Annotated in this window: 25 protein-coding genes and 1 tRNA gene; 8 read left to right on the forward strand and 18 right to left on the reverse strand. The window is 71.8% G+C overall.

What is annotated here, in order from left to right; genetic code table 11:
- Positions 1–5: 5 nt before the first annotated feature.
- Together ilvA and ACY1JX_RS06615 are read right to left on the reverse strand one after the other, a co-directional pair.
- A complete protein-coding gene (ilvA, locus tag ACY1JX_RS06610; protein WP_462565626.1) occupies positions 6–1,196 on the reverse strand; it encodes a threonine ammonia-lyase in 1,191 nt (396 codons plus the stop codon).
- Positions 1,197–1,205: 9 nt separating this feature from the next.
- A complete protein-coding gene (locus ACY1JX_RS06615; RefSeq protein ID WP_462565627.1) occupies positions 1,206–2,342 on the reverse strand; it encodes an AI-2E family transporter in 1,137 nt (378 codons plus the stop codon).
- Positions 2,343–2,403: 61 nt separating this feature from the next.
- Between ACY1JX_RS06615 and msrA the strand changes: the two genes are divergently transcribed.
- On the forward strand, positions 2,404–3,039 hold the full coding sequence (gene msrA / locus ACY1JX_RS06620; RefSeq protein ID WP_181754830.1) for a peptide-methionine (S)-S-oxide reductase MsrA: 636 nt from the start codon (positions 2,404–2,406) through the stop codon (positions 3,037–3,039).
- A gap of 4 nt (positions 3,040–3,043) precedes the next feature.
- Positions 3,044–3,592: a mismatch-specific DNA-glycosylase gene (locus ACY1JX_RS06625; protein WP_462565628.1), complete on the forward strand. Its 549-nt coding sequence runs from the start codon at positions 3,044–3,046 to the stop codon at positions 3,590–3,592.
- Between the two features lie 10 nt (positions 3,593–3,602).
- Here ACY1JX_RS06625 and ACY1JX_RS06630 read toward each other — a convergent pair whose 3' ends face one another.
- Positions 3,603–4,829, reverse strand: a complete 1,227-nt coding sequence (locus ACY1JX_RS06630; RefSeq protein ID WP_462565629.1) for a tail fiber protein — start codon at positions 4,827–4,829, stop codon at positions 3,603–3,605.
- 170 nt (positions 4,830–4,999) lie between these two features.
- Between ACY1JX_RS06630 and ACY1JX_RS06635 the strand changes: the two genes are divergently transcribed.
- The gene (locus ACY1JX_RS06635; protein WP_462565631.1) at positions 5,000–5,422 is read left to right on the forward strand and encodes a VOC family protein; all 423 of its coding nucleotides are present in this window, start codon (positions 5,000–5,002) and stop codon (positions 5,420–5,422) included.
- Positions 5,423–5,433: 11 nt separating this feature from the next.
- On the opposite strand, the gene ACY1JX_RS06640 is transcribed toward ACY1JX_RS06635, so the two are convergent.
- From ACY1JX_RS06640 to ACY1JX_RS06655, 4 genes are read right to left on the reverse strand one after another with little or no spacing between them, the layout of a single operon-like run.
- The gene (locus tag ACY1JX_RS06640; protein WP_462565632.1) at positions 5,434–6,918 is read right to left on the reverse strand and encodes a cytochrome P450; all 1,485 of its coding nucleotides are present in this window, start codon (positions 6,916–6,918) and stop codon (positions 5,434–5,436) included.
- Positions 6,919–6,923: 5 nt separating this feature from the next.
- Positions 6,924–7,742, reverse strand: coding sequence for an SDR family NAD(P)-dependent oxidoreductase (locus tag ACY1JX_RS06645; protein WP_462565633.1), 819 nt, complete (start codon positions 7,740–7,742; stop codon positions 6,924–6,926).
- A 38-nt stretch (positions 7,743–7,780) separates the two neighbouring features.
- On the reverse strand, positions 7,781–8,689 hold the full coding sequence (locus ACY1JX_RS06650; protein WP_462565634.1) for a pirin family protein: 909 nt from the start codon (positions 8,687–8,689) through the stop codon (positions 7,781–7,783).
- Positions 8,686–9,369, reverse strand: a complete 684-nt coding sequence (locus ACY1JX_RS06655) for a tyrosine-protein phosphatase (protein WP_286929360.1) — start codon at positions 9,367–9,369, stop codon at positions 8,686–8,688. Before ACY1JX_RS06655 ends, ACY1JX_RS06650 begins: the two co-directional genes overlap by 4 nt.
- 56 nt (positions 9,370–9,425) lie before the next feature.
- Here ACY1JX_RS06655 and ACY1JX_RS06660 point away from each other — a divergent pair, with 56 nt between their 5' ends.
- A complete protein-coding gene (locus ACY1JX_RS06660; protein ID WP_462565635.1) occupies positions 9,426–10,337 on the forward strand; it encodes an SGNH/GDSL hydrolase family protein in 912 nt (303 codons plus the stop codon).
- Between the two features lie 66 nt (positions 10,338–10,403).
- On the opposite strand, the gene ACY1JX_RS06665 is transcribed toward ACY1JX_RS06660, so the two are convergent.
- From ACY1JX_RS06665 to ACY1JX_RS06680, 4 genes are all read right to left on the reverse strand, one after another.
- On the reverse strand, positions 10,404–11,255 hold the full coding sequence (locus tag ACY1JX_RS06665) for a Bax inhibitor-1/YccA family protein (protein WP_462565636.1): 852 nt from the start codon (positions 11,253–11,255) through the stop codon (positions 10,404–10,406).
- Positions 11,256–11,336: 81 nt separating this feature from the next.
- Positions 11,337–12,386, reverse strand: a complete 1,050-nt coding sequence (locus tag ACY1JX_RS06670) for a hypothetical protein (RefSeq protein WP_462565637.1) — start codon at positions 12,384–12,386, stop codon at positions 11,337–11,339.
- Positions 12,383–12,709: a PadR family transcriptional regulator gene (locus tag ACY1JX_RS06675; RefSeq protein WP_078698918.1), complete on the reverse strand. Its 327-nt coding sequence runs from the start codon at positions 12,707–12,709 to the stop codon at positions 12,383–12,385. Before ACY1JX_RS06675 ends, ACY1JX_RS06670 begins: the two co-directional genes overlap by 4 nt.
- 75 nt (positions 12,710–12,784) lie before the next feature.
- Positions 12,785–13,291 carry a DinB family protein gene (locus ACY1JX_RS06680; protein ID WP_462565638.1) on the reverse strand — a complete coding sequence of 169 codons (507 nt, stop codon included), beginning with the start codon at positions 13,289–13,291 and terminating at the stop codon, positions 12,785–12,787.
- Positions 13,292–13,326: 35 nt separating this feature from the next.
- Between ACY1JX_RS06680 and trmB the strand changes: the two genes are divergently transcribed.
- Together trmB and ACY1JX_RS06690 are read left to right on the forward strand one after the other, a co-directional pair.
- On the forward strand, positions 13,327–14,070 hold the full coding sequence (gene trmB / locus ACY1JX_RS06685; protein WP_462565639.1) for a tRNA (guanosine(46)-N7)-methyltransferase TrmB: 744 nt from the start codon (positions 13,327–13,329) through the stop codon (positions 14,068–14,070).
- Positions 14,067–14,516 (forward strand): hypothetical protein, encoded by a 450-nt coding sequence (locus ACY1JX_RS06690; RefSeq protein WP_462565640.1) that lies wholly within the window; start codon positions 14,067–14,069, stop codon positions 14,514–14,516. Before trmB ends, ACY1JX_RS06690 begins: the two co-directional genes overlap by 4 nt.
- A gap of 2 nt (positions 14,517–14,518) precedes the next feature.
- Here the strand turns inward: ACY1JX_RS06690 and ACY1JX_RS06695 are convergent.
- The 6 genes from ACY1JX_RS06695 to eno all read right to left on the reverse strand — a co-directional run bounded on the left by ACY1JX_RS06695 (position 14,519) and on the right by eno (position 18,819).
- Positions 14,519–14,591 (reverse strand) — tRNA-Leu (locus ACY1JX_RS06695).
- A gap of 10 nt (positions 14,592–14,601) precedes the next feature.
- On the reverse strand, positions 14,602–15,519 hold the full coding sequence (locus ACY1JX_RS06700; protein WP_462565641.1) for an NAD(P)-dependent oxidoreductase: 918 nt from the start codon (positions 15,517–15,519) through the stop codon (positions 14,602–14,604).
- Complete coding sequence (locus tag ACY1JX_RS06705) at positions 15,519–16,442, reverse strand: Ppx/GppA phosphatase family protein (protein WP_462565642.1); 924 nt, start codon at positions 16,440–16,442, stop codon at positions 15,519–15,521. The genes ACY1JX_RS06700 and ACY1JX_RS06705 overlap by 1 nt, the downstream gene beginning before the upstream one ends.
- 56 nt (positions 16,443–16,498) lie before the next feature.
- Complete coding sequence (locus ACY1JX_RS06710; protein WP_181754795.1) at positions 16,499–16,993, reverse strand: DUF501 domain-containing protein; 495 nt, start codon at positions 16,991–16,993, stop codon at positions 16,499–16,501.
- Positions 16,990–17,541 carry an FtsB family cell division protein gene (locus tag ACY1JX_RS06715; protein ID WP_462565643.1) on the reverse strand — a complete coding sequence of 184 codons (552 nt, stop codon included), beginning with the start codon at positions 17,539–17,541 and terminating at the stop codon, positions 16,990–16,992. The genes ACY1JX_RS06710 and ACY1JX_RS06715 overlap by 4 nt, the downstream gene beginning before the upstream one ends.
- 3 nt (positions 17,542–17,544) lie before the next feature.
- Complete coding sequence (gene eno / locus ACY1JX_RS06720) at positions 17,545–18,819, reverse strand: phosphopyruvate hydratase (RefSeq protein WP_181754790.1); 1,275 nt, start codon at positions 18,817–18,819, stop codon at positions 17,545–17,547.
- A 195-nt stretch (positions 18,820–19,014) separates the two neighbouring features.
- On the opposite strand from eno, the gene ACY1JX_RS06725 reads away from it, so the two are divergent.
- Both ACY1JX_RS06725 and ACY1JX_RS06730 read left to right on the forward strand, forming a co-directional pair.
- A complete protein-coding gene (locus ACY1JX_RS06725) occupies positions 19,015–20,517 on the forward strand; it encodes a purine-cytosine permease family protein (protein ID WP_462565644.1) in 1,503 nt (500 codons plus the stop codon).
- Complete coding sequence (locus tag ACY1JX_RS06730; RefSeq protein ID WP_181754787.1) at positions 20,514–21,032, forward strand: isochorismatase family protein; 519 nt, start codon at positions 20,514–20,516, stop codon at positions 21,030–21,032. Before ACY1JX_RS06725 ends, ACY1JX_RS06730 begins: the two co-directional genes overlap by 4 nt.
- Positions 21,033–21,329: 297 nt before the next feature.
- Here the strand turns inward: ACY1JX_RS06730 and ACY1JX_RS06735 are convergent, their stop codons facing one another.
- Entirely contained in the window at positions 21,330–21,899 is a 570-nt protein-coding gene (locus ACY1JX_RS06735) for a MazG nucleotide pyrophosphohydrolase domain-containing protein (RefSeq protein ID WP_462565645.1), read from the reverse strand.

Consider the following 21,899-nt stretch of genomic DNA (forward strand, 5'->3'; position numbering starts at 1 on the left):
CGCCGTCAGATCGGGTCGTACCCGAGCTCCTCCAGCCGCTGCCAGACTTCGGCGCGGTGCTCGAGGCCGCGCGTGGCGACCTGCAGGGCCACCTCCACCTCGCGCACGCCGAGCGCCTCGGAGCCGCGGTCGTGGTGCACGTTGAGGATGTTGACGTCCATCTCGGCCAACGCGGTCAGCAGTCGCATGAGCTCGCCGGGCCGGTCGGAGATTCGCACGCGGAACATGAGGAACCGACCACCGGACGCCAGTCCGTGACGGATGACCTCCATCAGCAGCAGGGCGTCGAGGTTGCCTCCCGAGAGCACGGGGACGATCGGGCCGTCGAACCGGTCGGGGTGCTCCAGCAGCGCGGCCACGCCCACGGCGCCCGCGGGCTCCACGAGCAGCTTCGCCCGCTCGAGCAGGCCGATGAGTGCCTGGCTCATCGACTCCTCCGACACGGTGACGACGTCGTCGAGGTGCTCGCGGATCAGGCCGAAGGGCACCTCGCCCGGGCGGGCCACCGCGATGCCGTCGGCCATCGTGGCGCCCAGCTCGGCCTGGACGGGCATGCCCTCGGCGAGCGAGTCGGGGTAGGCCGCGGCGGCCTCGGCCTGCACGCCGATGACCCGGATGTCGGGGCGCTCGGTCTTGACCAGCCCGATGCCGGCGGCCAGTCCCCCACCGCCGAGCGGCACCAGGATCGTGGCGACCTCGGGCAGCTGCTCGATGATCTCGAGGCCGACGGTGGCCTGTCCGGCGACGATGTCGGGGTGGTCGAACGGGTGGATCAGGGTGGCACCGGTCTCGGCCGCGAACTCCTCGGCCGCGGTGAGCGACTCGGTGACGCCGTTGCCGTGGAACCGGATGTCGGCGCCGTACCCGCGGGTGGCCGCCACCTTGGGCAGTGCGGCCCCGTGGGGCATGAAGATCGTGGCGTGCGCGCCGAGCTGGGCGGCGGCGAGGGCGACGCCCTGAGCGTGATTGCCGGCGCTGGCCGCCACGACGCCGCGCGAGCGCTCCTCCGCGGAGAGCCGGGCGATCCGGGTGTAGGCACCGCGGATCTTGAACGATCCCGCGCGCTGGAGGTTCTCGCACTTGAGCCGGACGTCGCGGCCGGTGAGGGAGTGCAGCCAGCGCGAGTGGGTCAGCGGGGTGACCTCACTGACCCCGTCCAGCAGTTCACGCGCCGCGCGCGCATCGTCGAGGTCCACGGATCCACCCTAGGCCGTGGCCGGAGGCGGGTCGCCGAAGTCCCGTGACTCCTCGCCCAGCATGCCGTCGGTGTCGGGTGGCTCCCCCGACGCGAGGTGCCGCACGACGCTGTTGAGGCAGGCCGCGAAGGGCACCGAGAGCAGCGCGCCGACGATGCCGGCCACGACGAGTCCGGTGGCGATCGCCAGCAGGATCGCCAACGGGTGCAGCGCGACGATCGCGCCCATGAGGAACGGCTGGAGCACGTGCGACTCCAGCTGCTGCACCGCGATCACGCCCGCGAGCATCAGCAGGGCCGTGACCGGTCCCTGGGCGACGAGGGCCACCAGCACCGCGACCATGCCCGACAGGAGGGCGCCGACGATCGGCACGAACGCGCCCAGGAAGACCAGCACGCCGATCGCCGCTGCGAGCGGGACCTGCAGGATCAGCGCGACGCCGGCGATGCCGATCGCGTCGACCAAGGCCACCAGCACGGTGGCGCGCACGAAGGCGGTCAGGGAGCCCCACGCCGCACGGCCCGAGGACGTGACGCGCGGACGGGACGCCTTGGGGAAGAGGGTGACGACCCAGGACCAGATCCGGGCGCCCTCGTAGAGGAAGAAGAACAGCGCGAACAGGGCGATGAAGAACCCGGTGACGAAGTGGCCGATCTGGGTGCCGACCTCGGTGGCCTGGTTCACGACGGACGTGTCACTGCTGGAGATGGCCTTCTCGACCCGGTCGATCCAGTCGGCGAGCTGGCGGTCGGAGAGGTTGAGCGGGCCGGTACGCGCCCAGTCCTGGAGCTGCGAGATTCCCTTGACCACGCTGTCGCGCAGGTCGTCGAACTGCGTGGAGAGCTGCTGCCCGACGAGCCCGAGCATGCCCACGAGGGCCAGGACGAGCCCCAGCACGACCGCGAGCGCCGCCAGCAGCCGCGGCACCCCGTGGCGTTGCAGCCAATCGACGCCGCCGGCCGTGAGCGCCGCGAGCAGGATGGCCACGGCGACGGGGATGGTGACCTCGGAGAAGTGGCCCAGGGCCAGCGCGAGGACGTAGAGCGCCGCTCCGATCACCACGACCCGCCAGGCCCACGCCGCGGCGATCTCGACGCCGATGGGAACCTCGTATCGCCCGGAACCGCGTGGCGTCTCGTCACTCACGGTTCGAGGCTACGGGAACACCCCGACGCCGCACGGTGTTGACGACGACACAGGAGGTTCCATGAGATTCGGATTCGACAAGACCACGCTGCCCACGGCCGACTCGGCCCTGCCCGGCCGCGACACGCGCCCCTTCGAGGTCGGCGACCGCCACCTCGTCACGGGCAACCCGATCGAGACCGACGGACCCGAGGGCTTCGGCGTCGCCGTCTTCGGCCTCGGCTGCTTCTGGGGCGAGGAGAAGACGTTCTGGGAGCAGCCCGGCGTCTGGTCCACCTCGGTGGGCTACGCCGGCGGCCACACGCCGCACCCCACGTACGAGGAGGTGTGCACCGGTCGCACGGGTCACGCCGAGGTCGTCAAGGTCATCTTCGACCCCTCGGTCACCAGCTACGCCGACCTGCTGAAGGTGTTCTGGGAGAACCACGACCCGACGCAGGGCATGCGCCAGGGCAACGACCGCGGCTCGCAGTACCGCTCGATCCTGCTCACCACGAGCCCCGAGCAGCAGGCCGAGGCCGAGGCGTCGCGCGACGCCTACCAGAAGCAGATGACCGACCACGGGTACGGACAGATCACCACGCAGATCCGGCCCCTCGACGCGTACTACTACGCCGAGGCGCCGCACCAGCAGTACCTGGTGAAGAACCCGTACGGCTACTGCCCGCTGCACGCCACCGGCGTCAGCTACGCCTGATCGCGTGGGCTGGAGCCGCGCCGAGCTGGAGTCGTTCGCCGGGAGCACGATCCCGGACCTGATGCCCGACGACCTGCGACTGCTGTTCGTCGGCATCAACCCCGGCCTGGTGAGCGCCGCGACGGGTCTGCACTTCGCCCGGCGCGGCAACCGCTTCTACCCGGCGCTCGTGCGCGCCGGGCTGGTGGACACCGACGACCCCGCGGCCGCGGCCGAGCAGCTGCGCGCCCGGGGCGTCGGGATCACCAACCTCGTGGCGCGCGCCTCGGCGCGCGCCGACGAGCTCGACCCGGCTGAGCTGGTCGAGGGACGCGCCCGGTTGGCCGAGGTCGTGCTCGAGCGCCGGCCTCGGGTGGTCGCGATCGCGGGGATCACGTCGTACCGCACCGCGTTCGGTGTGCGCGGCGCGCGCCCCGGACGCCAGCCCGAGGACCTCGCCGGCGCGCAGGTCTGGGTCGTGCCGAACCCCAGCGGCCTGAACGCCCACGAGACCGTCGAGTCGCTGGCCCGCGCCTACCGTGAGGCGGCGCAGGCCGCGGGCCTGCTCGCGTGAGGCGCTTCCGTCACTCCGACGACGGATAGATGCCGATCGAGCAGACGCTGTAGCGCAGTCCGTTCGGGGTCACGGCCCGCAGATCCGGAACCGCGAATGTGTTGACGCCGTCCCCGCCGAACGTGGTGCCCATGAGGGAGAACAGCGCCGAGTTCTGCTGGATCGCCATCAGGCGGCCGTCGGCCGGGATGCCGCGCGAACCGACGCCGAGGACGATGCTGCCCATCGTGCAGTCGTAGTCATCGCGGAACGCGCGACCGGAGCCCTGCCACTGGTTGAACTGCCCGGAGAGCAGGGAGTTGCCGGCGGGGCCCTGCGGTCCGGCGGGTCCCATCGGACCGGTCGGTCCGGCAGGACCGGTATCGCCCGCAGGGCCGACCGGGCCAGCGGGTCCGGTCGCTCCCGCGGCGCCGGTCGCGCCCGCCGCGCCCGCCGCGCCATCGGCACCTCTGTCGCCCTTGTCGCCCTTCGCGCCGGCTGCCGCGACGAGGATCCAGTCCGCGGGCGAGGCGGCCGGGTCGGCCGCGATCGAGGAACGGGCGGCCACGTAGGTGTTGCCGCCGCGGGTCACCACCGAGGCCGGCGGGCCTGCGCTGTAGGTGGTCGAGGCACTCCACGTGGACACGGCACTCCACGGGACGACTCCGTCGTCGCCCTTGTCGCCCTTGGCACCTGCGGCGCCGTCGTCGCCCTTGTCGCCCTTGGCGCCGGTCGCACCCGCGGCGCCGTCGTCGCCCTTGTCGCCCTTGTCTCCCTTGGCACCTGCCGCGCCGGTCGCGCCGTCGTCACCCTTGGCGCCGGTCGCACCCGCAGCGCCGGGGTCACCCTTGTCGCCCTTCGCACCGGTAGCGCCGTCGTCACCCTTCGCGCCCTTGTCGCCCGCGGCGCCGTCCTGGCCATCGGCGCCCTTCGCACCGGAGCCGCCGTCGGCGCCCGCCGCACCATCGGCGCCATCGAGGCCGTCCGAGCCGTCCTCACCGTCGGAGCCGTCCTCGCCATCGGAACCGTCGGCGGCCTCCTCCGAGCCCTGCCACGTGACAGGCACCAGATCGTCCGCGCACGAGGCCGACGCGTCCGACAGGTAGAGCGATCCCTCAGCGACGTCCATGCAGCCGTACATCGGCGAGCTGACCCGCACCGCATCATCGCCCGAGGCCGTCGTCACCACCAGGGCCGATCCGGCACCGATCACCGCCGACACCGCGCCGCACGCCAACACCATCCGCAAGGAGCTCATCCTCGCCCTCCACTCGTTCCGGGCACAGCGCCGTGGCCGATCCGAACGGCGCCCGGGACGCAGGTTACCGACGATGTGTCGAGCGCGAGGCAAGTTGCGGGAGTTGCTCCTGTGACGAAGTCGATCGCGGCTTCCCTCGCGTGTCCGAGGCCGCGCCTATCGTGGCGCTCATGGACCAACGACTCAGCCTCATCACCCTCGGCGTCGCCGACCTCGGGCGCGCGCGTGCCTTCTACGAGGAGGGCCTCGGGTTCACGAAGGACAACGACGAGGACGGCATCGCCTTCTACCAGCTGCCCGGCCTGATCCTGGCCCTGTGGACACGCGAGGGCCTGGCCGCCGACGCGGCGGTGGAGGACACCGGGGCCACGTTCAGCGGCATCACCCTCGCCCAGAACGTCGGCTCACCCGATGAGGTCGATGCCGTCATCGAGCAGGCGCGCGCAGCCGGCGCGCGCGTGCTGAAGCCCGCCACGGCGACGGAGTGGGGCGGATACTCCGGCTACGTCGCCGACCCCGACGGCCACCCGTGGGAGATCGCGCACAACCCGTTCTGGACGGTGCACGATGACGGGCGCACCACGCTGCGTTGAGGTGATGGTGCCTAGTGGGCCACCGGGCAGCCGGAGGCAACCTCCGCGGGACCTTCGTCGACCGGCTCGGGCTCGGGACGCGCGCCCGGCGTGCGCCGCGTCAGCGTGACCTCGAAGCCCTTGGGCACGATCGTGAGGCGCTCGTCGATCCGCAGCTCGTAGTCCGGGTCGCCGGTGATGTCGTACCGGTGCAGCAGCCGGGCCAGCACGAGGAGCGCCTCGTGGAGGGCGAACTGGCGCCCGATGCAGGCGCGGTCGCCGGTCCCGAACGGCTTGTAGACGTTCTTCATCCGGCCCTTGGAGTTCTCGGGCAGGAAGCGGTCGGGGTCGAACTCCTCGGCCGTCGGACCCCAGGCCACCGGGTCACGCTGCATCATCGGGAGCACGACGATCGCCCAGTCATCGGGCGTCATGACGGCCTCGTGGTCGGTCCCTGCCGCGATGGTCGTGGTCTCGCGGGGCGAGCGGGCGAAGGCGGGTGCCGTCGGCCACAGCCGCAGCCCCTCGTCGAGGCAGCGTCGCAGGTACCTGAATCGCGGCACCTGCTCGAACGTGGGCTCGAGGTCGGGGTCGTCGCCGAGCAGCGCGTCCGTCTCCGCCTGGGCCTTTGCCAGCAGCTCGGGATTGCGCGACAGGTAGTACAGCACGAAGCTCAGCGCGCCCGAGGTGGTCTCGTGACCCGCCACCAGGAACGTGAGGATCTGCTCGCGGATGTTCTGGTCGTCGAGCCGGACCCCCGTCTCGGGGTTGGCCTCGTAGAGCATGCGGTCGAGCAGGTCGTCGCGCCGCTCTCCCGAGGCGCGTCGCTCGCGCACCATCGCGTCGACCAGCTCGTCGACGTACGCGCGGTGCTCGGCGTTCTGCTCGTCGATCCGCCGCGCGATCCGCTTCCCGCCAGGGATCGAGTCCAGCGACGACTTCTGCATCCCGGTCATCAGCGCTGCGATCATGGCGTCGACGAACGGGTGCCGCTCGCGCGAGGTGAACGAGCCGAAGTCGCGGCTGAACGCGCACCGGCTGATCGTCTCCATCGTCAGCTTCGTCATGTCGGCCGTGACGTCGATCGGACCCTCGAGGTCGTCCCACACGGCGAACATCTCGGCCGCGGTCTCGAGCATCGTGCCGTGGTAGCCGCGCATCGCGGCCTTGGAGAACGCCGGCATCAGCACGCCGTGCGCCGTCTGCCAGTTCGGCTCGTGGTCGAAGGCCGTGAACAGCGCGTCGCCCACGAACTCGCGCAGCGCCACCAGCGCCGGCGGCAGGTTCTTGTGGAAGCGCGTCTCGTCGCACAGCTCGGCGGCCAGCTCGGCGCCCGTGACGAACACGAACTTCTGCGAGAACACCCGCACCTCGAAGAGCGGCCCGAGGTCCTGGCCCACGCGCATGACGTTGGCCAGTGGCGTGCCCGTGCGCATCGTGAGTGCGTCGTACGCGATCGGCCGGCGGCCGGGCGGGTGCGGGAACCGCTGGCCGCCCCAGCTGTTCTTGACGGTCATCAGGCTCACAGTCCGGCCTTCCCGGCGAAGCGCGCCACGAGGCGCTGGTAGTGCGGCCCGGTCACGCGGGCCAGCAGGTCGATCACGCGGGCGTCGGCGCCGATGAGCACGCGCGCCTTGCCCTTCTCCACGCCGCGCAGGATCACCTCGGCGGCCTGGTCGGGGGTGGTGCGCGCGATCCGGTCGAAGGACGAGGCCAGCGAGTCGTGGTCGAGCCCGTCCACCTGGCCGGCGTTGCGCGCCACGTTCGTCTTGATGCCGCCGGGGTGCACGCACGTCACCTTCACCGGGCGTCCGCGCGCCACCATCTCCATGCGCAGCGCCTCGGTGAAGCCGCGCACGGCGAACTTGGCGGCGTTGTAGGCGCCCTGCGTGGGCACCGAGATGATCCCGAAGACGCTCGAGATGTTGACGACGTGCCCGTCGCCCGACGCGATCAGGTGCGGCAGGAAGGCCTTCGAGCCGTTGACCACGCCCCAGTAGTCGACGTCCATCACCTGCTCGAGGTGCTTGAAGTCCATCGCCTCGATGTCGCCGGTGAACGCGATGCCGGCGTTGTTGTAGACCTGGTGGACGACGCCGAAGTGCCCGGCGATCGCGTCGGCGTACGCCAGGACCCGCTCGCGCTCGGAGACGTCGAGGTGGTCGGCCCGGACGGTGGCCCCGAGGGCCTCGAGCGCCTGGGCCGTCTCGGCCAGACCCGTGGCGTCCACGTCGCTGATCGCCACGCGGGCGCCGCGTCGCGCCAGACCCATCGCGAGGGCCCTCCCGATGCCCGATCCCGCGCCGGTGACGACGGCGACCTTGCCTGTGAAGTACGTCATACCCACCTCCGGATACCGAGAGTATCCGAAAAGCAGGCTCAGGCGCGACGAACGCGCGGACGCAGTCTCACGTGGGGCATCGGAGGAGCCGGGATGACCTGTCCGTCGTGCCCGTCGACGTGGCCGTAGCGAGGCTCGTGGGCCTCCCAGTCCTCGCGCGCAGCGGCGATCTCGTCGTGACTGCGGCCGATGAAGTTCCACCACATGACGATCTGCTCCTCGAACGGCTCGCCGCCGATCAGCAAGACGATCGTCGGCCGCTCGACCTCCAGCACCAGCCGGGCGCGGCCGGGCGCCAGGTACTGCAGCGACCGGTGCGGCACGGGCCGGCCCGCGACGGTGACGGCGTCGTCGACGGCCAAGACGCCGTGCTCGAACGCCGGGTCGAGGTCGAACTCGTGGCGGCCGGGCTCGAGCCGCAGCTCGACGCCGACCAGCGGCGTGTGGACCGTGGCCTTGGAGGTGGCTCCGGCGAACGTGCCCGCGAGGACGACGCCCGTCCAGCCCGCACCCTCGACCTGGGGCAGGTCGGGATGGTGCTCGAAGGCGGCCGGCCCGGCGCGGCGGTGGTCGGGCAGCGCCACCCACAGCTGGAGGCCGTGCATCGGACCGGGCTCGCCCTCGCTGAACTCCGAGTGCGAGACCCCGTCTCCGGACGTCATCAGGTTGAGCTCGCCCGGCTCCAGCACGAGGTCGCTGCCGAGGCTGTCGCGGTGGCGGATCCGTCCGACGAGCGGCCACGTGACCGTCTGGAGTCCGGTGTGCGGGTGCGGCAGCACCTGCATCCGGTGGTCGGTGGGACCGAAGTGGTCGAGGAAGCACCACGCTCCGATGAGCGGGATCTCCTTGCTCGGCAGGGTGCGGTGGACGAGCAGTCCGCGCAGCCCGCCGAGGGGCACCTCGCGCGGGTCGATCGTCCGGTCGGGGCTCATCGCGCCAGCGCTCATCCCACCAGCGTAGTGCGGAGCCGGTCGACCGTCTCCGGCCTGCCGCCCCAGTGGTGGAACCACCCGAGCGCCCCGCCCGGGTGCTCGTCCCAGGTGTCGAGGACGCCGCTGATCGCCTCGACCGGGGTGGCGATGTAGGCCGCCGGCAGCTCGGCGCTGCGCTGCCCGAAGAGCCGGCGGAAGCGCGCTTGGATCTCCTGCTCGTGCTGGGCGGTGGCGAGGTAGTCCTCGACGATGTCGTCGCGCTTGGCCCCGAGCAGCGCCAGCACCATCGCGATGCTGACCCCCGTGCGGTCCTTGCCCGCCGCGCAGTGGACCAAGGTGGTGGCGTCCTCGGCCGAGGCGACCGCGTCGACCACCTCGACCAAGTGATCGGCCGTCGTGCGCAGCATCAGCTGGTAGAGCTCGGCGAGCGACTCCGGCGGCGCCACCCCCGGGCGCAGTGCACTGAGCAGCGGGAAGTTGAGCACCCTGACGCCCGGCGCCGACAAGGGGTGCTGGGCCTCGGTCTCTGCGAGCGAGCGAAGGTCGATCACCACCGTCGGCGGCCACTCGATCTCGGGCGGGGCGACGTCGTCGGGCAGGGGCAGGGCGCTGCGCAGCAGGCGACCCGTGCGGATCACGCCACCCTCGACGGAGGTGCCGCCGAGGTCGCGGAGGTTGGGGACGGTCTCGTTCACGCCCCCATCCTAGGAACCGGGTCCGACCCTCTGGCGCGGGTTCCTACACTGGATGCGTGCCCAGCCCCGCGAGGACCACCGCCAAGGCCGCCGCGAGGACGGCCGGCGTCAGCCTCGGCACCTACGCGATCCTGGTCGCCCAGGCGCTCCTGGCACGCAAGCGGATCGGCACCACCACCGACCGCCCGCCCTCGGGCAACGGGCTCTACGGCGACGACCTCCCCGGCGAGCCGCTCCACTGCCTGCTGCTGGGTGACTCCACGATGGTGGGCTACGGCGTCAAGGACGTCGCGCACACCCCCTCGGCCCTGATCGGCACGGGGCTGTCGCACCTGCTGGACCGTCCGGTGAGGATCCGCAACGAGTCCACCGTCGGAGCCCGATCGCGCGACCTCATGCACCAGATCACCGCCTCCGACGAGCAGCGGCCCGACCTGGCGATCATCCTCATCGGCGCCAACGACATCACCCACCAGGTGCCCGCGAAGCGCTCGGCCCGCCGGCTCGCCGGGGCCGTCTCGCGCCTGCGCTCCCTGGGCGCTGAGGTCGTCGTGGGATCGGTGCCGGACTTCGGCACGATCAAGCCGCTGCCCGACCCGCTGCGCACCGTGTGCCGCTACTGGAGCCGTCACCTCGCGCGGCGCCAGACCGTGGCGGCCGTCGAGGCCGGCGCGCGTGTGGTGTCGCTGGCCGACGTGCTGGAGCCGCTGCTGCTGGTGAAGGGCGACGCCCTCTTCGGCGACGACCGGTTCCACCCCAGCGCCGACGGCTACTCCACCGTGTGCGGCTTCCTGGTGGCCGCCGGCGTGGCCCAATGGCGCTCCCGCGAGGAGCAGCCGGTCGAGGTCGGCGCCGTCGAGCAGATGCCGCTCGGCGAGGCGGCCGAATGGGCCTCCGAGCACGGCGGCACCGAGGTGGCCCCCGCGCCGCGCGGCCGCCGCTGGGCCGCCGTCCTGCGTCGCCGCTGAGCCCTCACCCTCGCGGCACGACGAAGGCCCGCCACCTCACGGTGACGGGCCTTCGTGCGGAGTGGATCAGCCGTCCCCGCGCAAGATGGCGAGGAGGCGCAGGATCTCGAGGTAGAGCCAGACCAGCGTGACGGTCAGGCCGAACGCCGCGCGCCAGGACTCGCGCTCGGGCAGGCCCGCTGCGACACCGCGCTCGACGAAGTCGAAGTCCATGATCAGGCACAGGACGCCCAGCACGATGGCCACGCCGCCGACGAGGACCGCCAGCATCGGGTTGTCCATGCTGCGCAGGCCGCCGTTGGGGAACACGCCGAACAGGCTCAGCACCAGGTTGAGCAGCATGACGCCCATGAACGCGAACAGCGAGATCATGACGACGCGGCGGAACTTCGGGGTGACCTGGATGTTGAAGAACTTGTAGGCGGCCAGGGTGGCACCGGCGGCCACGAACGTGGCGAGGACGGCCTGGAAGACGATCCCGGCGTCGCCGACCCACGTGGAGACGATCTTGGAGAAGGCGCCGACGAAGACACCCTCGACGAGTGCGTAGACCATGACCAGCGCAGGGCTGATGACCTTCTTGAACGAGTTCACCATCGCCAGCACGAAGCCGATGAGGGCGCCGCCCATGGAGAACGTCCACGCCGTCGCCAGCGCGGCGTCGGAGTCGATGTCGCCGATCAGGAACCACGCGACGGCGGCACCGAGCACGACGAGGCCGAGCGTGATGGCGGTCTTCTCCACGACGGTGTCGAGGGTCATGCGTCCGGGGGACGTGGGAGCCTGCAGACCCGCGGCCTGCGAGCCGTCACCCGATCCGGACAGGTCGATCTTCCACTGCGACGGATCGGCGTACTGGGTCGTGTTGCGACCGTTGAACTCTTCGCTTCTGGCGAAGACGGGGTTGCTGCTCCTCATGATCTCCTCCGGAGAATCTGGCCCCGCGCGCCGGTGGTGGCGGGGTCGGTGTTCCTACACTATCCAACGCATCCACCGCGTTCACTGTTCCCGGGCGGGTGACTTCTCCTCGGTTGCTGGCGCCTTCTCCTCGGGGGTGACCGTCATCAGGGCCGGGACCTTCACGAAGGGTGCCGGGCGTTCCTGCGGCACGGCGCCGGCGAGCGGCGCCGTGGGGTCCTCGAAGCTGGACTCGGCCATGCGCATCGGGTAGACGTTCCAGGCGGTCGCGCCGGTCTCGAGCTGCGTGGGCACCCACGCCCCCGGGGTGGTGCACTCCTCCCACTCGTCCTTGGCGAGGCAGCCGTTGCCGCCCGGGACCGACGTGGCCAGCGGCTTGCCGTCCTGGTCGAAGAGCTGGACGCCGTCGAGCACCTGGCCCTTCGCGTCGTAGGCGAAGATGTTCGTCACCTGCGTTCCGTTGAGCCAGATGCCGGTGCCGTCGGGGCCCACCATCGCGCTGTCGTTCTCGTAGGCGGAGTCGGCGTAGGACCAGGCGCGGCCCACGTCCTCGCTCGACGGCACCTGCGCGACCGCCACCACCGTGGCCACGACGGCGATCGCGTTGCCGACGGCGATCAGCACCCGGACCCACCCCGGCCACCGGCGCAGACCGACGAAAACGCTGCCGGCGACCAGCACGGCGAGGACGAGCCAGTGGGCACCCGTCGGAAGCAGGTCGCCCTCGAACCCGAAGAAGGCGCCGACGCACTGGTAGGCCGCCCAGCCGCGCACGATCCACCACGCCGGACGCAGGGTCACCAGGAAGTCGAGCACGGCTGCCATCGCCGGGCTGCGGCGCAGGTTGCGGTCGAGGTCGCGGACCATCTCGGAGAAGGGCTCCACGACGGCGCGGAGGCGGCTGCCGCGCTCGATGACGGGGGTCGGCAGGCCGGCGGCGCCGCGCAGCTCGTTGGCGTACGCGGCCGGATCGGGCAGCTCGCGCGCCAGGTCCTCGGCGTAGGCCTCGGCCAGGTCGGCCTCGAGCCCGTCGGTGAGCTCCTCGACCTCGTCGGCCGGCAGGTCGGCGAGCGCGGTGCGGACTGCGGCCGCGAACGCGATGATCTCGGCGGGCAGGGTGGTGGCGTTCATGCGGCGTTCCCTTCGAGCATGCGGTCCATGGTGCGGGCGAACTCGGCCCACGTCTTGCGTTGCGCGGCGAGCATCGACCGGCCCTGGTCGGTGATGCCGTAGTACTTGCGGTGCGGGCCCTCTTCGCTCGGCACCACGTACGAGGTCAGGGCTCCGGCGGAGTACAGCCGTCGCAGCGTGCCGTACACCGAGGCGTCGCCGACCTCCTCGAGTCCGGCGGCGCGCAGTCGTCGGACCACGTCGTAGCCGTACCCGTCCTCGCCCTCGACGACGGCCAGCACGGCCACGTCGAGCACTCCCTTGAGCAGCTGGGTCGCATCCATGCGTCGGACAGTACCACGCAATCCGCATTAGTGTGCACGACGCGACACCGCCCCGGCGTGTCGTGACTGGTGGTCCTAGGCCCGGACGTCCTCCAGGTGGTGCACCAGGTCGTGCAGCGCGTAGCGGGTCAGGGTGTCGGTGGTGAAGGCCGAGCCGTTGGAGCGGTATCCGGGGCGTGCCCAGTCGGTGACCGCCTCGATCTGCGCCGCGAAGGCGTCGGCGGCCGGGGCGAGCTCGGCGGCGACGGCCGCCGGTGACTCACGGGCGTACCCCCCGGCGCTCGCGTCCTGGTCCCAGTTCGCGAACTCCGGGCCGTCGTGCTCGCGCATCAGCTCGAGGCGCTCGGCGAACAGCAGCAGCACGTCGCGGACGTGGCACGCGTACTCCAGCACCGACCACGTCGCGTCGTCGGGCCGCTCGCGCACGTCGGGTCGCTCGAGCGCCGCACGCCACCGCGGCACCATCGCCGCGACCTCCTCCCCCGCCCGCGTCGGGTCGACGGCGGCCGGGTCGAAGCCGCACTCCTCGCAGGTGCGCTCCAGCACCCACGTCCAGTCCTTCGTGTCAGGGATGATCGCCATGCCGGCCACGATGGCAGGCTCGATAGGTTCGGACCATGCCCGAAACCGCCGAAGACCGCACGGATCGAGACGAAGAGCCCTTCCGCCGCGAGATCGTGTCGTTCACCCGGCGGGGAGGCCGCCTCTCCGACCGCCAGCAGGACGCGTGGGACGACGTCGCCGAGCGGTTCGTCGTCGACATTCCGCGCAGCCGCACCAGCACCTCGGTCGCCGAGGGCTTCACGCTGGACCCGGCCGAGCTCTTCGGCCGCAGCGCTCCGCTCGTGCTCGAGATCGGCAGCGGACGCGGCGAGTCCCTCGTGCACGCGGCGAAGGAGAACCCCGGCACCGACTTCCTCGGCCTCGAGGTCTACGTGCCGGGCGTCGCCCAGACGCTCATCGGGCTGCGGCACGCGGGCGTGGAGAACGTGCGACTCGCGGTGGTGGACGCCGTCCCCACGCTCACCCGCGTGCTGCCCGAGGAGAGCCTCGACGAGCTGCGGGTCTGGTTCCCCGATCCCTGGCACAAGACGCGCCACCACAAGCGCCGCATGGTCACCGACGACTTCGTCCCCCTCGTGCGCCGCGTCCTGAAGCCGGGTGGCACCTGGCGCCTGGCCACCGACTGGCAGGACTACGCCGACCAGATGCTCGAGGTGCTGGGCCGCGCCGAGGGCTTCACCACCTCCGGCGACTGGGACGAGCGCTTCGCGGGTCGCCCGGTCACCCGCTTCGAGGCCAAGGGCACGGCGAAGGGACGCACGATCCGGGATCTGAGCGCCACTAGGATGAGCGCATGACGCAGGAGCAGACGACGGCCGACCTGCTGGGGATCGAGCCGGGCACCCTGGTCTGGATCGTGGGCGACTCCATCGAGGAGACCGCGCTGCTCGATCCTCTTCCCGACGGCGTCGAGACGTACCAGGACGAGGAGCCCGAGCAGAGCGAGCGCTGGTTCGACGACACCTGGACGGGTGCGGAGAACCATCCCGAGCCGGCCGAGCGCGACAAGCCCTCGGGAATCGACACCGCGCTCATCGCCGTGTCGAACACCCAGGAGTTCCACATGCGGCTCGACGACGTCCTGCCGCGGCTCGGCTCGATCGGCCGGGCCTGGGTGCTCTACCCCACGGACGCCCTGCCGCTGCCGATCCTGCGCACCGGCGTGGACGAGTACGGCTGGACCACGACGGATCCCACCGCACTGGACGAGACGTGGTCCGCGGTGCAGCTCACCCAGTCCTGAGGTGCTCCCGGCGGGATTCGAACCCGCACTGAAACGGGTTTAAGCCGTCTGCCTCTGCCGTTGGGCTACGGGAGCCTGGCCCAGCCTACGATCCGGGCGCGTCCCTGTGGTCCACCACGACGTCGGCCGGCTCCTGCCCGGCGAGCAGACGCTCCACCTGACCGCGCACGACGGCCTGGATCCGCGGTGCCATCGCCGACGTCATGCCGCCGATGTGAGGGGTGATGATGACGCCGGGCGCCGACCACAGCGGATGACCGTCGGGCAGCGGCTCGGGGTCGAACACGTCGGAGGCGTAGCGGACACGGCCCGCCTCGGCCAGGACCGCCTCGGTGACGGCGGTGCGTCCGCGCGCCACGTTGACGACGATGGCGCCGTCGCGCAGCCGCGCGAGGAACTCGGCGTCGACGATGCCCTCGGTGTCGGGCGTCAGCGGCACCGCCACGACGACGGCGTCCACCGTGGGCAGCAGGTCGGCGAGCTCGTCGGTGCCGTGCACGTGACCGTGCTCGTCGTCGCGGGCCCGGGAGCCGACGCGGACGATCTCGCAGCCGAAGCCGTCGAGGCGGGCCGCGACGCGACGGCCGATGCCGCCCACGCCGAGCAGCATCACCCGCCGGTCGAGCAGGCTGGTGGTCCAGCTCTTGCGCCACAGACCCTGCGCCTGCTGGGCCCCGAAGACGTCGAGGTCGCGGACCGCGGCCAGGAGCAGCGCCACCGCCAGCTCGGCGGTGGAGTCCTCGTGCACGTCGACGGCGTTGGCGTAGCGGCCACCGGCCGACAGCACCGCCGCGACCCCGTCGTAGCCGAGCGACTGCCCCTGGATGAGGCCGATGCGCGACGCGTCGACGGCCGCCATGTCGGAGGGGTCGAGCGTGTAGGGCCAGACGGCGAGGTCGATGCGGCCCTCGGGCTGGGGCGCGCGTCCGTCCCACACGATCACGTCGACCGGGAGGTCGCCCAGGACGTCCAGCCAGGACTCGTCGGGAACCGAGACGCGCATCAGGCGATCCCCCTCGCTGCGGCCCAGGCGATGCCGTCGAGGATGTCCTGCTCGCTGACGACCAGCTCGTCGGTGCTGCGCGGCAGGTGCTCCAGGACGCGGTCGAGGATCAGCGCTCCCCCGGCGATGACGTCGGCACGTCCGGGGTGCATGTACGGCAGCGCGCGCCGGTCGGCCACGGGCATCTGCATGAGGTTGCCGCAGGCCGCACGGACGTCGTCGACATGGATGCGCGCCTGGTGGATCAGCTCGCTGTCGTAGGAGGGCAGCGCCAGGGAGTGGGCGGCGATCGTGGTGATCGTGCCGGCGACCCCGACGATCTCGTCCGAGGCCGGCAGCGAGCCCAGCACCGGGGCGAGCACGGCGTCGAGGTGACTCATGCAGGCGGTGACCTCGCCCACCGAGGGCGGGTCGGTGAAGAGGAACCGCTCGGTCATGCGCACCGAGCCGAGGTCGAAGGAGTGCGAGAACGTCGGCGCTCCGAGGCCCTGCACGACCTCGGTCGATCCGCCGCCGAGGTCGATCACGGCCGTGAGCGCCTCGGCGATGTCGCCGGTGGCGCCCTCGAAGGAGGCACGGGCCTCCTCCTGCCCGCTCAGCACGCGGGGTCGCACCCCGAGGATCTCGGCGACCTTGTCGGAGAACTCGGTGGCGTTGTCGGCGTCGCGCACCGCCGAGGTGGCCGCGAACGAGACGACGTCGACGCCCATGGCCTCGATGACCCGCCCGTACTCGCGGCAGGCCTCGAGCGTGCGCTCGACGGCCTCCGGGGCGAGGGTGCCCGACTGGTCGACGCCCTGCCCCAGCCGCACCACGCGCATCTCGCGCAGCAGGTCGGTCTTGGTGCCGCCGTCGACCTGCGCGACGAGCAGACGGATGGAGTTGGTCCCGCAGTCGATCGCCGCCACCGTGCTCCCAGCCATGCCGTCAGGCTATCGGGGCGCCGTGGCCCGGCTCCGCGCCGGTGCGAGGACCTCGGTCAGGCGGGGTCGGCGGGCGCGCACGCCGAGTGGCCCCAGTAGTCGCCCAGCAGGCGGACCGCCTCGTCGCCGAGGGGGTTCACGCCCGGGCCCTTCGCCAGCGAGTGGCCGACCAGCACGTGGAGGCACTTGACGCGGTCGGGCATGCCGCCGGCGCTGATGCCGTCGATCTCCTCGACGTGCCCGATCGCCTCGCGCTCGGCCAGGTACGACTCGTGGGCCGCGCGGTAGGCCGCGGCCAGCTCGGCGTCCTCGCCGAGTCGCTGGGTCATCTCGGCCATCAGGCCCGAGGCCTCGAGCGTGCCGATCGCGCCGGTCAGGCGGGGGCACGTCAGGTAGTACAGCGTGGGGAAGGGCGTGCCGTCGGGCAGCCGCGGCTCGGTCTTCACGCCGTTCGGGTGCCCAGAAGGGCAGCGCGAGGAGATCTCGATCATCCCGCGGGGCGGCCGGCCGAGCTGCTCGGTGATCGCGGCGATGTCGGCGGGGTCGATCATTCGTCGGTCTCCAGTTCGGGGTCGCCCTGCGGCGCGGACTCCTGCTCGGGGGTCCCGGCGGCCTCGACCGAGCCCCAGAGCCGCTCCACCCACGGCTGGCGCGGTGCGACCTCGGGCTCCTCGAGCCGCGAGGACTGGCCCTTCAGCTCGCCGTCGACGCCGATGACGCGGTAGCCGATCTCGCCGGGCATGACCCAGCCGAAGCGCTCGCGCGCCTGCTGGCGGATGTAGGCCGGGTCGCTCCACCTGCGCTGCTGGTCCTCGAGGTCCTCGATCTCGGCGCTGGTCTGTCGGTTCTGCGCCTCGAGCGCAGCGATCTCGGACCGCTGCTGCCACCACGCGTGCACCGAGGCCGTGTAGGAGGCGATCAGCATGACCGCCACGCCCAGCAGGATCAGGGCGCGGGTGGTGAACCGGGTACCGGAGCCGCCCGGCCCCGCCGCGACGACGGGTGCGGTGGTGGGGCGTGACGTGGTGCGGGGGGTCGACCGGCCGTCGCGCCGACCCGTGGGTCGGCGCGACGACGGGGACGATCCGCGTCCTGCCATGGCTCAGGCGAACCTCGGGAAGGCCTGCGCGCCCGCGTAGCTGGCGGCGGGGCCGAGCAGCTCCTCGATGCGCAGCAGCTGGTTGTACTTGGCGACGCGGTCCGAGCGGGCCGGGGCGCCGGTCTTGATCTGGCCGCAGTTCGTGGCGACCGCGAGGTCGGCGATCGTGACGTCCTCGGTCTCGCCCGAGCGGTGGCTCATCATGTTGTGGAACCCGGCACGGTGCGCGAGGTCGACGGCGTCGAGGGTCTCCGAGAGCGAGCCGATCTGGTTGACCTTGACCAGCATCGCGTTGCCGGCCTTCTCGGCGATGCCGCGGCCCAGGCGCTCGACGTTGGTGACGAACAGGTCGTCGCCGACGAGCTGCGTCTTGTCGCCCAGCGCCGCGGTGATCGCGGTCCAGCCGGCCCAGTCCTCCTCGTCGAGCGGGTCCTCGATCGACACGATCGGGTAGGAGGCGACGAGCTCGCTGTAGTAAGTGATCATCTCGTCGGTCGACTTGGCCACGCCCTCGAACGTGTAGCCGGCGTCGCCGTGGAACTCGCTCGCGGCCACGTCCATCGCCAGCGCGATGTCGGAGCCCAGCGTGAACCCGGCCTTCTCCACCGCGACCGCGATGAGGTCGAGCGCGGCGCGGTTGCTCTCGAGGTTGGGCGCGAAGCCGCCCTCGTCGCCCAGACCCGTGGACAGGCCGCGGTCGTGCAGGACGCCCTTGAGCGCGTGGTAGACCTCGGCGCCCCACCGCAGCGACTCGGCGAAGCTCTCGGCGCCGATCGGCGCGACCATGAACTCCTGCACGTCGACGTTGGAGTCGGCGTGGGCACCGCCGTTGAGGATGTTCATCATCGGCACGGGAAGCACGTGGGCGTTGGGGCCGCCGACGTAGCGGAACAGTGGCAGGCCGGCCGACTCTGCGGCCGCGTGGGCGACGGCGAGCGAGATGCCCAGGATCGCGTTGGCGCCGTACTGGCCCTTGTTGGGCGTGCCGTCGAGGTCGAGCATCGCCTCGTCGATCGCGCGCTGGTCGTCGGCGTCGAACCCGACGAGGAGCTCGGCGAGCGGGCCGTTGACGGCCTCGACGGCCTTGAGCACGCCCTTGCCGAGGTAGCGGTCGCCGCCGTCGCGCAGCTCGACGGCCTCGAACTGACCGGTGGAGGCACCCGAGGGGACCGCGGCGCGGCCCAGCGTGCCGTCGTCCAGGACGACCTCGACCTCGACGGTCGGGTTGCCCCGGGAGTCCAGGATCTCTCGGGCGGCGACGTCATGAATGATGGCCACGGCAGGCTCCTCGGTGGGTGACGGAAGGTGTGGGAGTCGAGCAGCCCCAGCGTAGCGCCGTGGGCCCCTGTGCCGGGGTGACCCCGCGCCCGCCGGACGCACGATGATGCATTCGGGTACCGCAGCGGGGCCGAATGCCTCATCCTTCGTCGCCTGCGTGGGACAGTGAGCCCAGGCATCGGCAGGAGGACGGACATGACGATTCACAGCGAGGGGCCCGGCAGGGGCCTCGAGGCGATCCGCCGCGCGGGCATCGAGACCACCGGCATCGAGATCATCGACGAGAGCGAGCGCACCGCGAAACCCTCCGACCTGTTCTGGCCGTGGTTCGCGGCCAACGTGTCGGTCTTCGGCATCTCGTACGGCAGCTACGTGCTCGGCTTCGGCATCTCGCTGTGGCAGGCCGTGTTCGTCGCCGTCCTCGGCATCGTCGTGTCGTTCGCCGCGTGCGGACTCGTGGCCATCGCCGGCAAGCGCGGCTCCGCGCCCACGATGATCCTGTCCCGCGCGCCGTTCGGCGTCGTCGGCCAGAAGCTGCCGGGCGTCTTCAGCTGGATCATCTCCATCGGCTGGGAGACATTCCTGGCGATCATGGCGACCCTCGCGACCGCGACGGTGTTCCGCGAGCTCGGCTGGAGCAGCGGCGACGCGGTGAAGGTCATCGCGATGCTCGTGGTGGCCGCGCTCATCGTGGCCGCCTCCGTGGCCGGCTACCACATCATCATGCGGATGCAGTCGGTCCTGACGTGGCTCACCGGTCTGGCCACGATCGGCTACATCCTCCTCACGCTGGACGAGATCGACCTCGACGCCGTCACCGCGCTGCCGAACGGCTCGGGCCAGGCCACCATCGGCGCCTTCGTGATGGTGATGACGGGCTTCGGCTTCGGCTGGATCAACATCGCCGCCGACTGGTCGCGGTACCAGCGCCGCTCCACTCCGGGTGCCCAGATCGTCCTGTGGAACACCGTCGGCGGCGCGCTGGCCCCCGTGGTGCTCGTCCTCTACGGCATCCTGCTCGCCGGGTCCTCGCCCGAGCTCAGCGCCGGGATCGTCAACGACCCGATCGGCACGCTCGCCACGGTGCTGCCGACCTGGTACCTCGTGCCCTTCCTCGTCGCCTCCGTGCTGGCCCTGGTCAGCGGCGCCGTCCTCGGCATCTACTCCTCCGGCCTCACGCTACTGAGCCTCGGCGTGAAGATCCCCCGGCCCACCGCCGCGTTCGTCGACGGCGTGATCCTGACGCTCGGCACGATCTACGTGGTCTTCTTCGCCGAGAGCTTCCTGGCGCCCTTCCAGAGCTTCCTCATCACGCTCGGCGTCCCGATCGCGGCGTGGGCGGGCATCGTGATCGCCGACATCGCCTTGCGCCGCAGCGACTACGACGAGGCAGCGCTGTTCGACTCCGGCGGGCGGTACGGCGCGGTGAACTGGGGTGCGATCGCCGCGATGGTGGTCGCGTCGGTCATCGGCTGGGGCCTGGTCGTGAACAACTTCGCGCAGGACGCCTCCTGGAACAACTGGCAGGGCTACCTGCTCGAGCCGCTCGGCCTCGCCACGTGGGTCGAGGACGGGGCGTACTGGGACGGCAACTGGGCCTACGCCAACCTCGGCGTCCTGCTGGCCTTCGCGATCGGATTCCTCGCGACCCTGCTGCTGCAGCGCGGGCGGGTGGCCCGCCAGGAGGAGCGCGCGTGAGCGAGCCCTGGCTCGTCGTGATCGACCCGCAGCGGGTCTTCGCGGCGCCAAACTCGCCGTGGGGGTCGCCCATGTTCGAGGCGATCGTCGAGCCGGTGCGTGAGCTCGCGGCGCGGCACCGCACGATCGTCACGCGATGGGTGCCGGCTGTGGGTGACGAGCGGGTGGGCGCTTGGAACGCTTACTTCGAGGCGTGGCCCTTCGCCGACCGTCCGCCCGGGGACGCGCTGTTCGACCTCGTGCCCGAGGTGGCCGACCTGGCCGCCGGTGGCACCGTCGACGCCACCACGTTCGGCAAGTGGCCGGCGCTCGAGGCCGTGACGGGGCCGGCGCCCGAGCTGGTGCTGGCCGGGGTGGCCACCGACTGCTGTGTCATCTCTACCGCCCTGGCGGCCGCGGACGCGGGTGCGACGGTGCGCGTCGTCGCGCGGGCCTGCGCCGGGTCGACGCCGGAGAACCACGCCAAGGCGCTCGACGTGATGGCGCTCTACGGTCCGCAGATCACCGTCGTCTGAGGCCGGGCGTGGTCTCGATACGCCCGCTCGTTCCTTGCGGAGCTACTCGACCACCGGGCGGCCCCGCTGATCGAGTGCCGGCGAGCGCAGCGAGACGGTGTATCGAGATCAGGCTCGGGGTCAGCGGCCGGGCCTGGTCTCGATACGCCCGCTCGTTCCTCGCGGAGCTACTCGACCACCGGCCGGTGATCGAGTGCCGCTCCGCCTGGTCAGGCTCGGGTCAGCCGGCCGGTGATCGAGTGCCGGCGAGCGCAGCGAGACGTGGGGGCACCTCCCGCTTGCGGGGGCGTATCGAGATCAGCCGTCGGCGTGGCGGCGGGTGGCTCGCCTCAGCTCGGCCTCGGGGTCGAGGCCGGCGGCGCGCGCCTTCTCGACCAGCCTCAGCAGGTCCGCGCCGAGGTCGTCGCCCTCGACGGGGCGGTCGACCCGGCCCAGCACCTTGTCGGCGGCCATGAGGGCCGGCAGGTCGGCCGGGATGCCCTCGGCGGGGTGGGTGCGCTGCTTGCGCTCGGCCTTGAGGCGCTGCCAGTTGGCGTCGACCTCGGCCGCTGACGTCACGGTCACGTCGCCGAAGACGTGCGGGTTCCGGTGCACCAGCTTGTCCGCGATCTCGCGCACCACGTCGTCGGTGGTCCAGCCCTCGTCGTCGGACTCGGCGATGGCGGCGTGGATGACGACCTGCATCAGCAGGTCGCCCAGCTCCTCGCGCAGGTGGCTCGAGTCGGCGAGGTCGATCGCCTCGGCGGTCTCGTAGGCCTCCTCGATGACGTAGCGCCGCAGCGACGCGTGGGTCTGCTCGCGGGTCCACGGGCACTCAGTCCGCAGCCGCCGCATCACCTCGACGAGGCGGTCGAACTCCCGGCTCAC

The organism is Aeromicrobium sp. JP4 (genome assembly GCF_054957925.1).

What these genes read in the sequence shown, in the direction of transcription:
- ACY1JX_RS06645 (WP_462565633.1), bottom strand. Translation starts at nt 7,742, where the DNA reads ATGACGTACTTCACAGGCAAGGTCGCCGTCGTCACCGGCGCGGGATCG.
- ACY1JX_RS06665 (WP_462565636.1), bottom strand. Translation starts at nt 11,255, where the DNA reads ATGAGGAGCAGCAACCCCGTCTTCGCCAGAAGCGAAGAGTTCAACGGT.
- ACY1JX_RS06630 (WP_462565629.1), bottom strand. Translation starts at nt 4,829, where the DNA reads ATGAGCTCCTTGCGGATGGTGTTGGCGTGCGGCGCGGTGTCGGCGGTG.
- ACY1JX_RS06650 (WP_462565634.1), bottom strand. Translation starts at nt 8,689, where the DNA reads ATGAGCGCTGGCGCGATGAGCCCCGACCGGACGATCGACCCGCGCGAG.
- trmB (WP_462565639.1), top strand. Translation starts at nt 13,327, where the DNA reads ATGCCCGAAACCGCCGAAGACCGCACGGATCGAGACGAAGAGCCCTTC.
- ACY1JX_RS06675 (WP_078698918.1), bottom strand. Translation starts at nt 12,709, where the DNA reads ATGGATGCGACCCAGCTGCTCAAGGGAGTGCTCGACGTGGCCGTGCTG.
- ACY1JX_RS06680 (WP_462565638.1), bottom strand. Translation starts at nt 13,291, where the DNA reads ATGGCGATCATCCCTGACACGAAGGACTGGACGTGGGTGCTGGAGCGC.
- ACY1JX_RS06715 (WP_462565643.1), bottom strand. Translation starts at nt 17,541, where the DNA reads ATGGCAGGACGCGGATCGTCCCCGTCGTCGCGCCGACCCACGGGTCGG.
- ACY1JX_RS06640 (WP_462565632.1), bottom strand. Translation starts at nt 6,918, where the DNA reads ATGACCGTCAAGAACAGCTGGGGCGGCCAGCGGTTCCCGCACCCGCCC.
- msrA (WP_181754830.1), top strand. Translation starts at nt 2,404, where the DNA reads ATGAGATTCGGATTCGACAAGACCACGCTGCCCACGGCCGACTCGGCC.
- ACY1JX_RS06670 (WP_462565637.1), bottom strand. Translation starts at nt 12,386, where the DNA reads ATGAACGCCACCACCCTGCCCGCCGAGATCATCGCGTTCGCGGCCGCA.
- ACY1JX_RS06700 (WP_462565641.1), bottom strand. Translation starts at nt 15,519, where the DNA reads ATGCGCGTCTCGGTTCCCGACGAGTCCTGGCTGGACGTCCTGGGCGAC.
- ACY1JX_RS06690 (WP_462565640.1), top strand. Translation starts at nt 14,067, where the DNA reads ATGACGCAGGAGCAGACGACGGCCGACCTGCTGGGGATCGAGCCGGGC.
- ACY1JX_RS06710 (WP_181754795.1), bottom strand. Translation starts at nt 16,993, where the DNA reads ATGATCGACCCCGCCGACATCGCCGCGATCACCGAGCAGCTCGGCCGG.
- ACY1JX_RS06705 (WP_462565642.1), bottom strand. Translation starts at nt 16,442, where the DNA reads ATGGCTGGGAGCACGGTGGCGGCGATCGACTGCGGGACCAACTCCATC.
- ACY1JX_RS06725 (WP_462565644.1), top strand. Translation starts at nt 19,015, where the DNA reads ATGACGATTCACAGCGAGGGGCCCGGCAGGGGCCTCGAGGCGATCCGC.
- ACY1JX_RS06635 (WP_462565631.1), top strand. Translation starts at nt 5,000, where the DNA reads ATGGACCAACGACTCAGCCTCATCACCCTCGGCGTCGCCGACCTCGGG.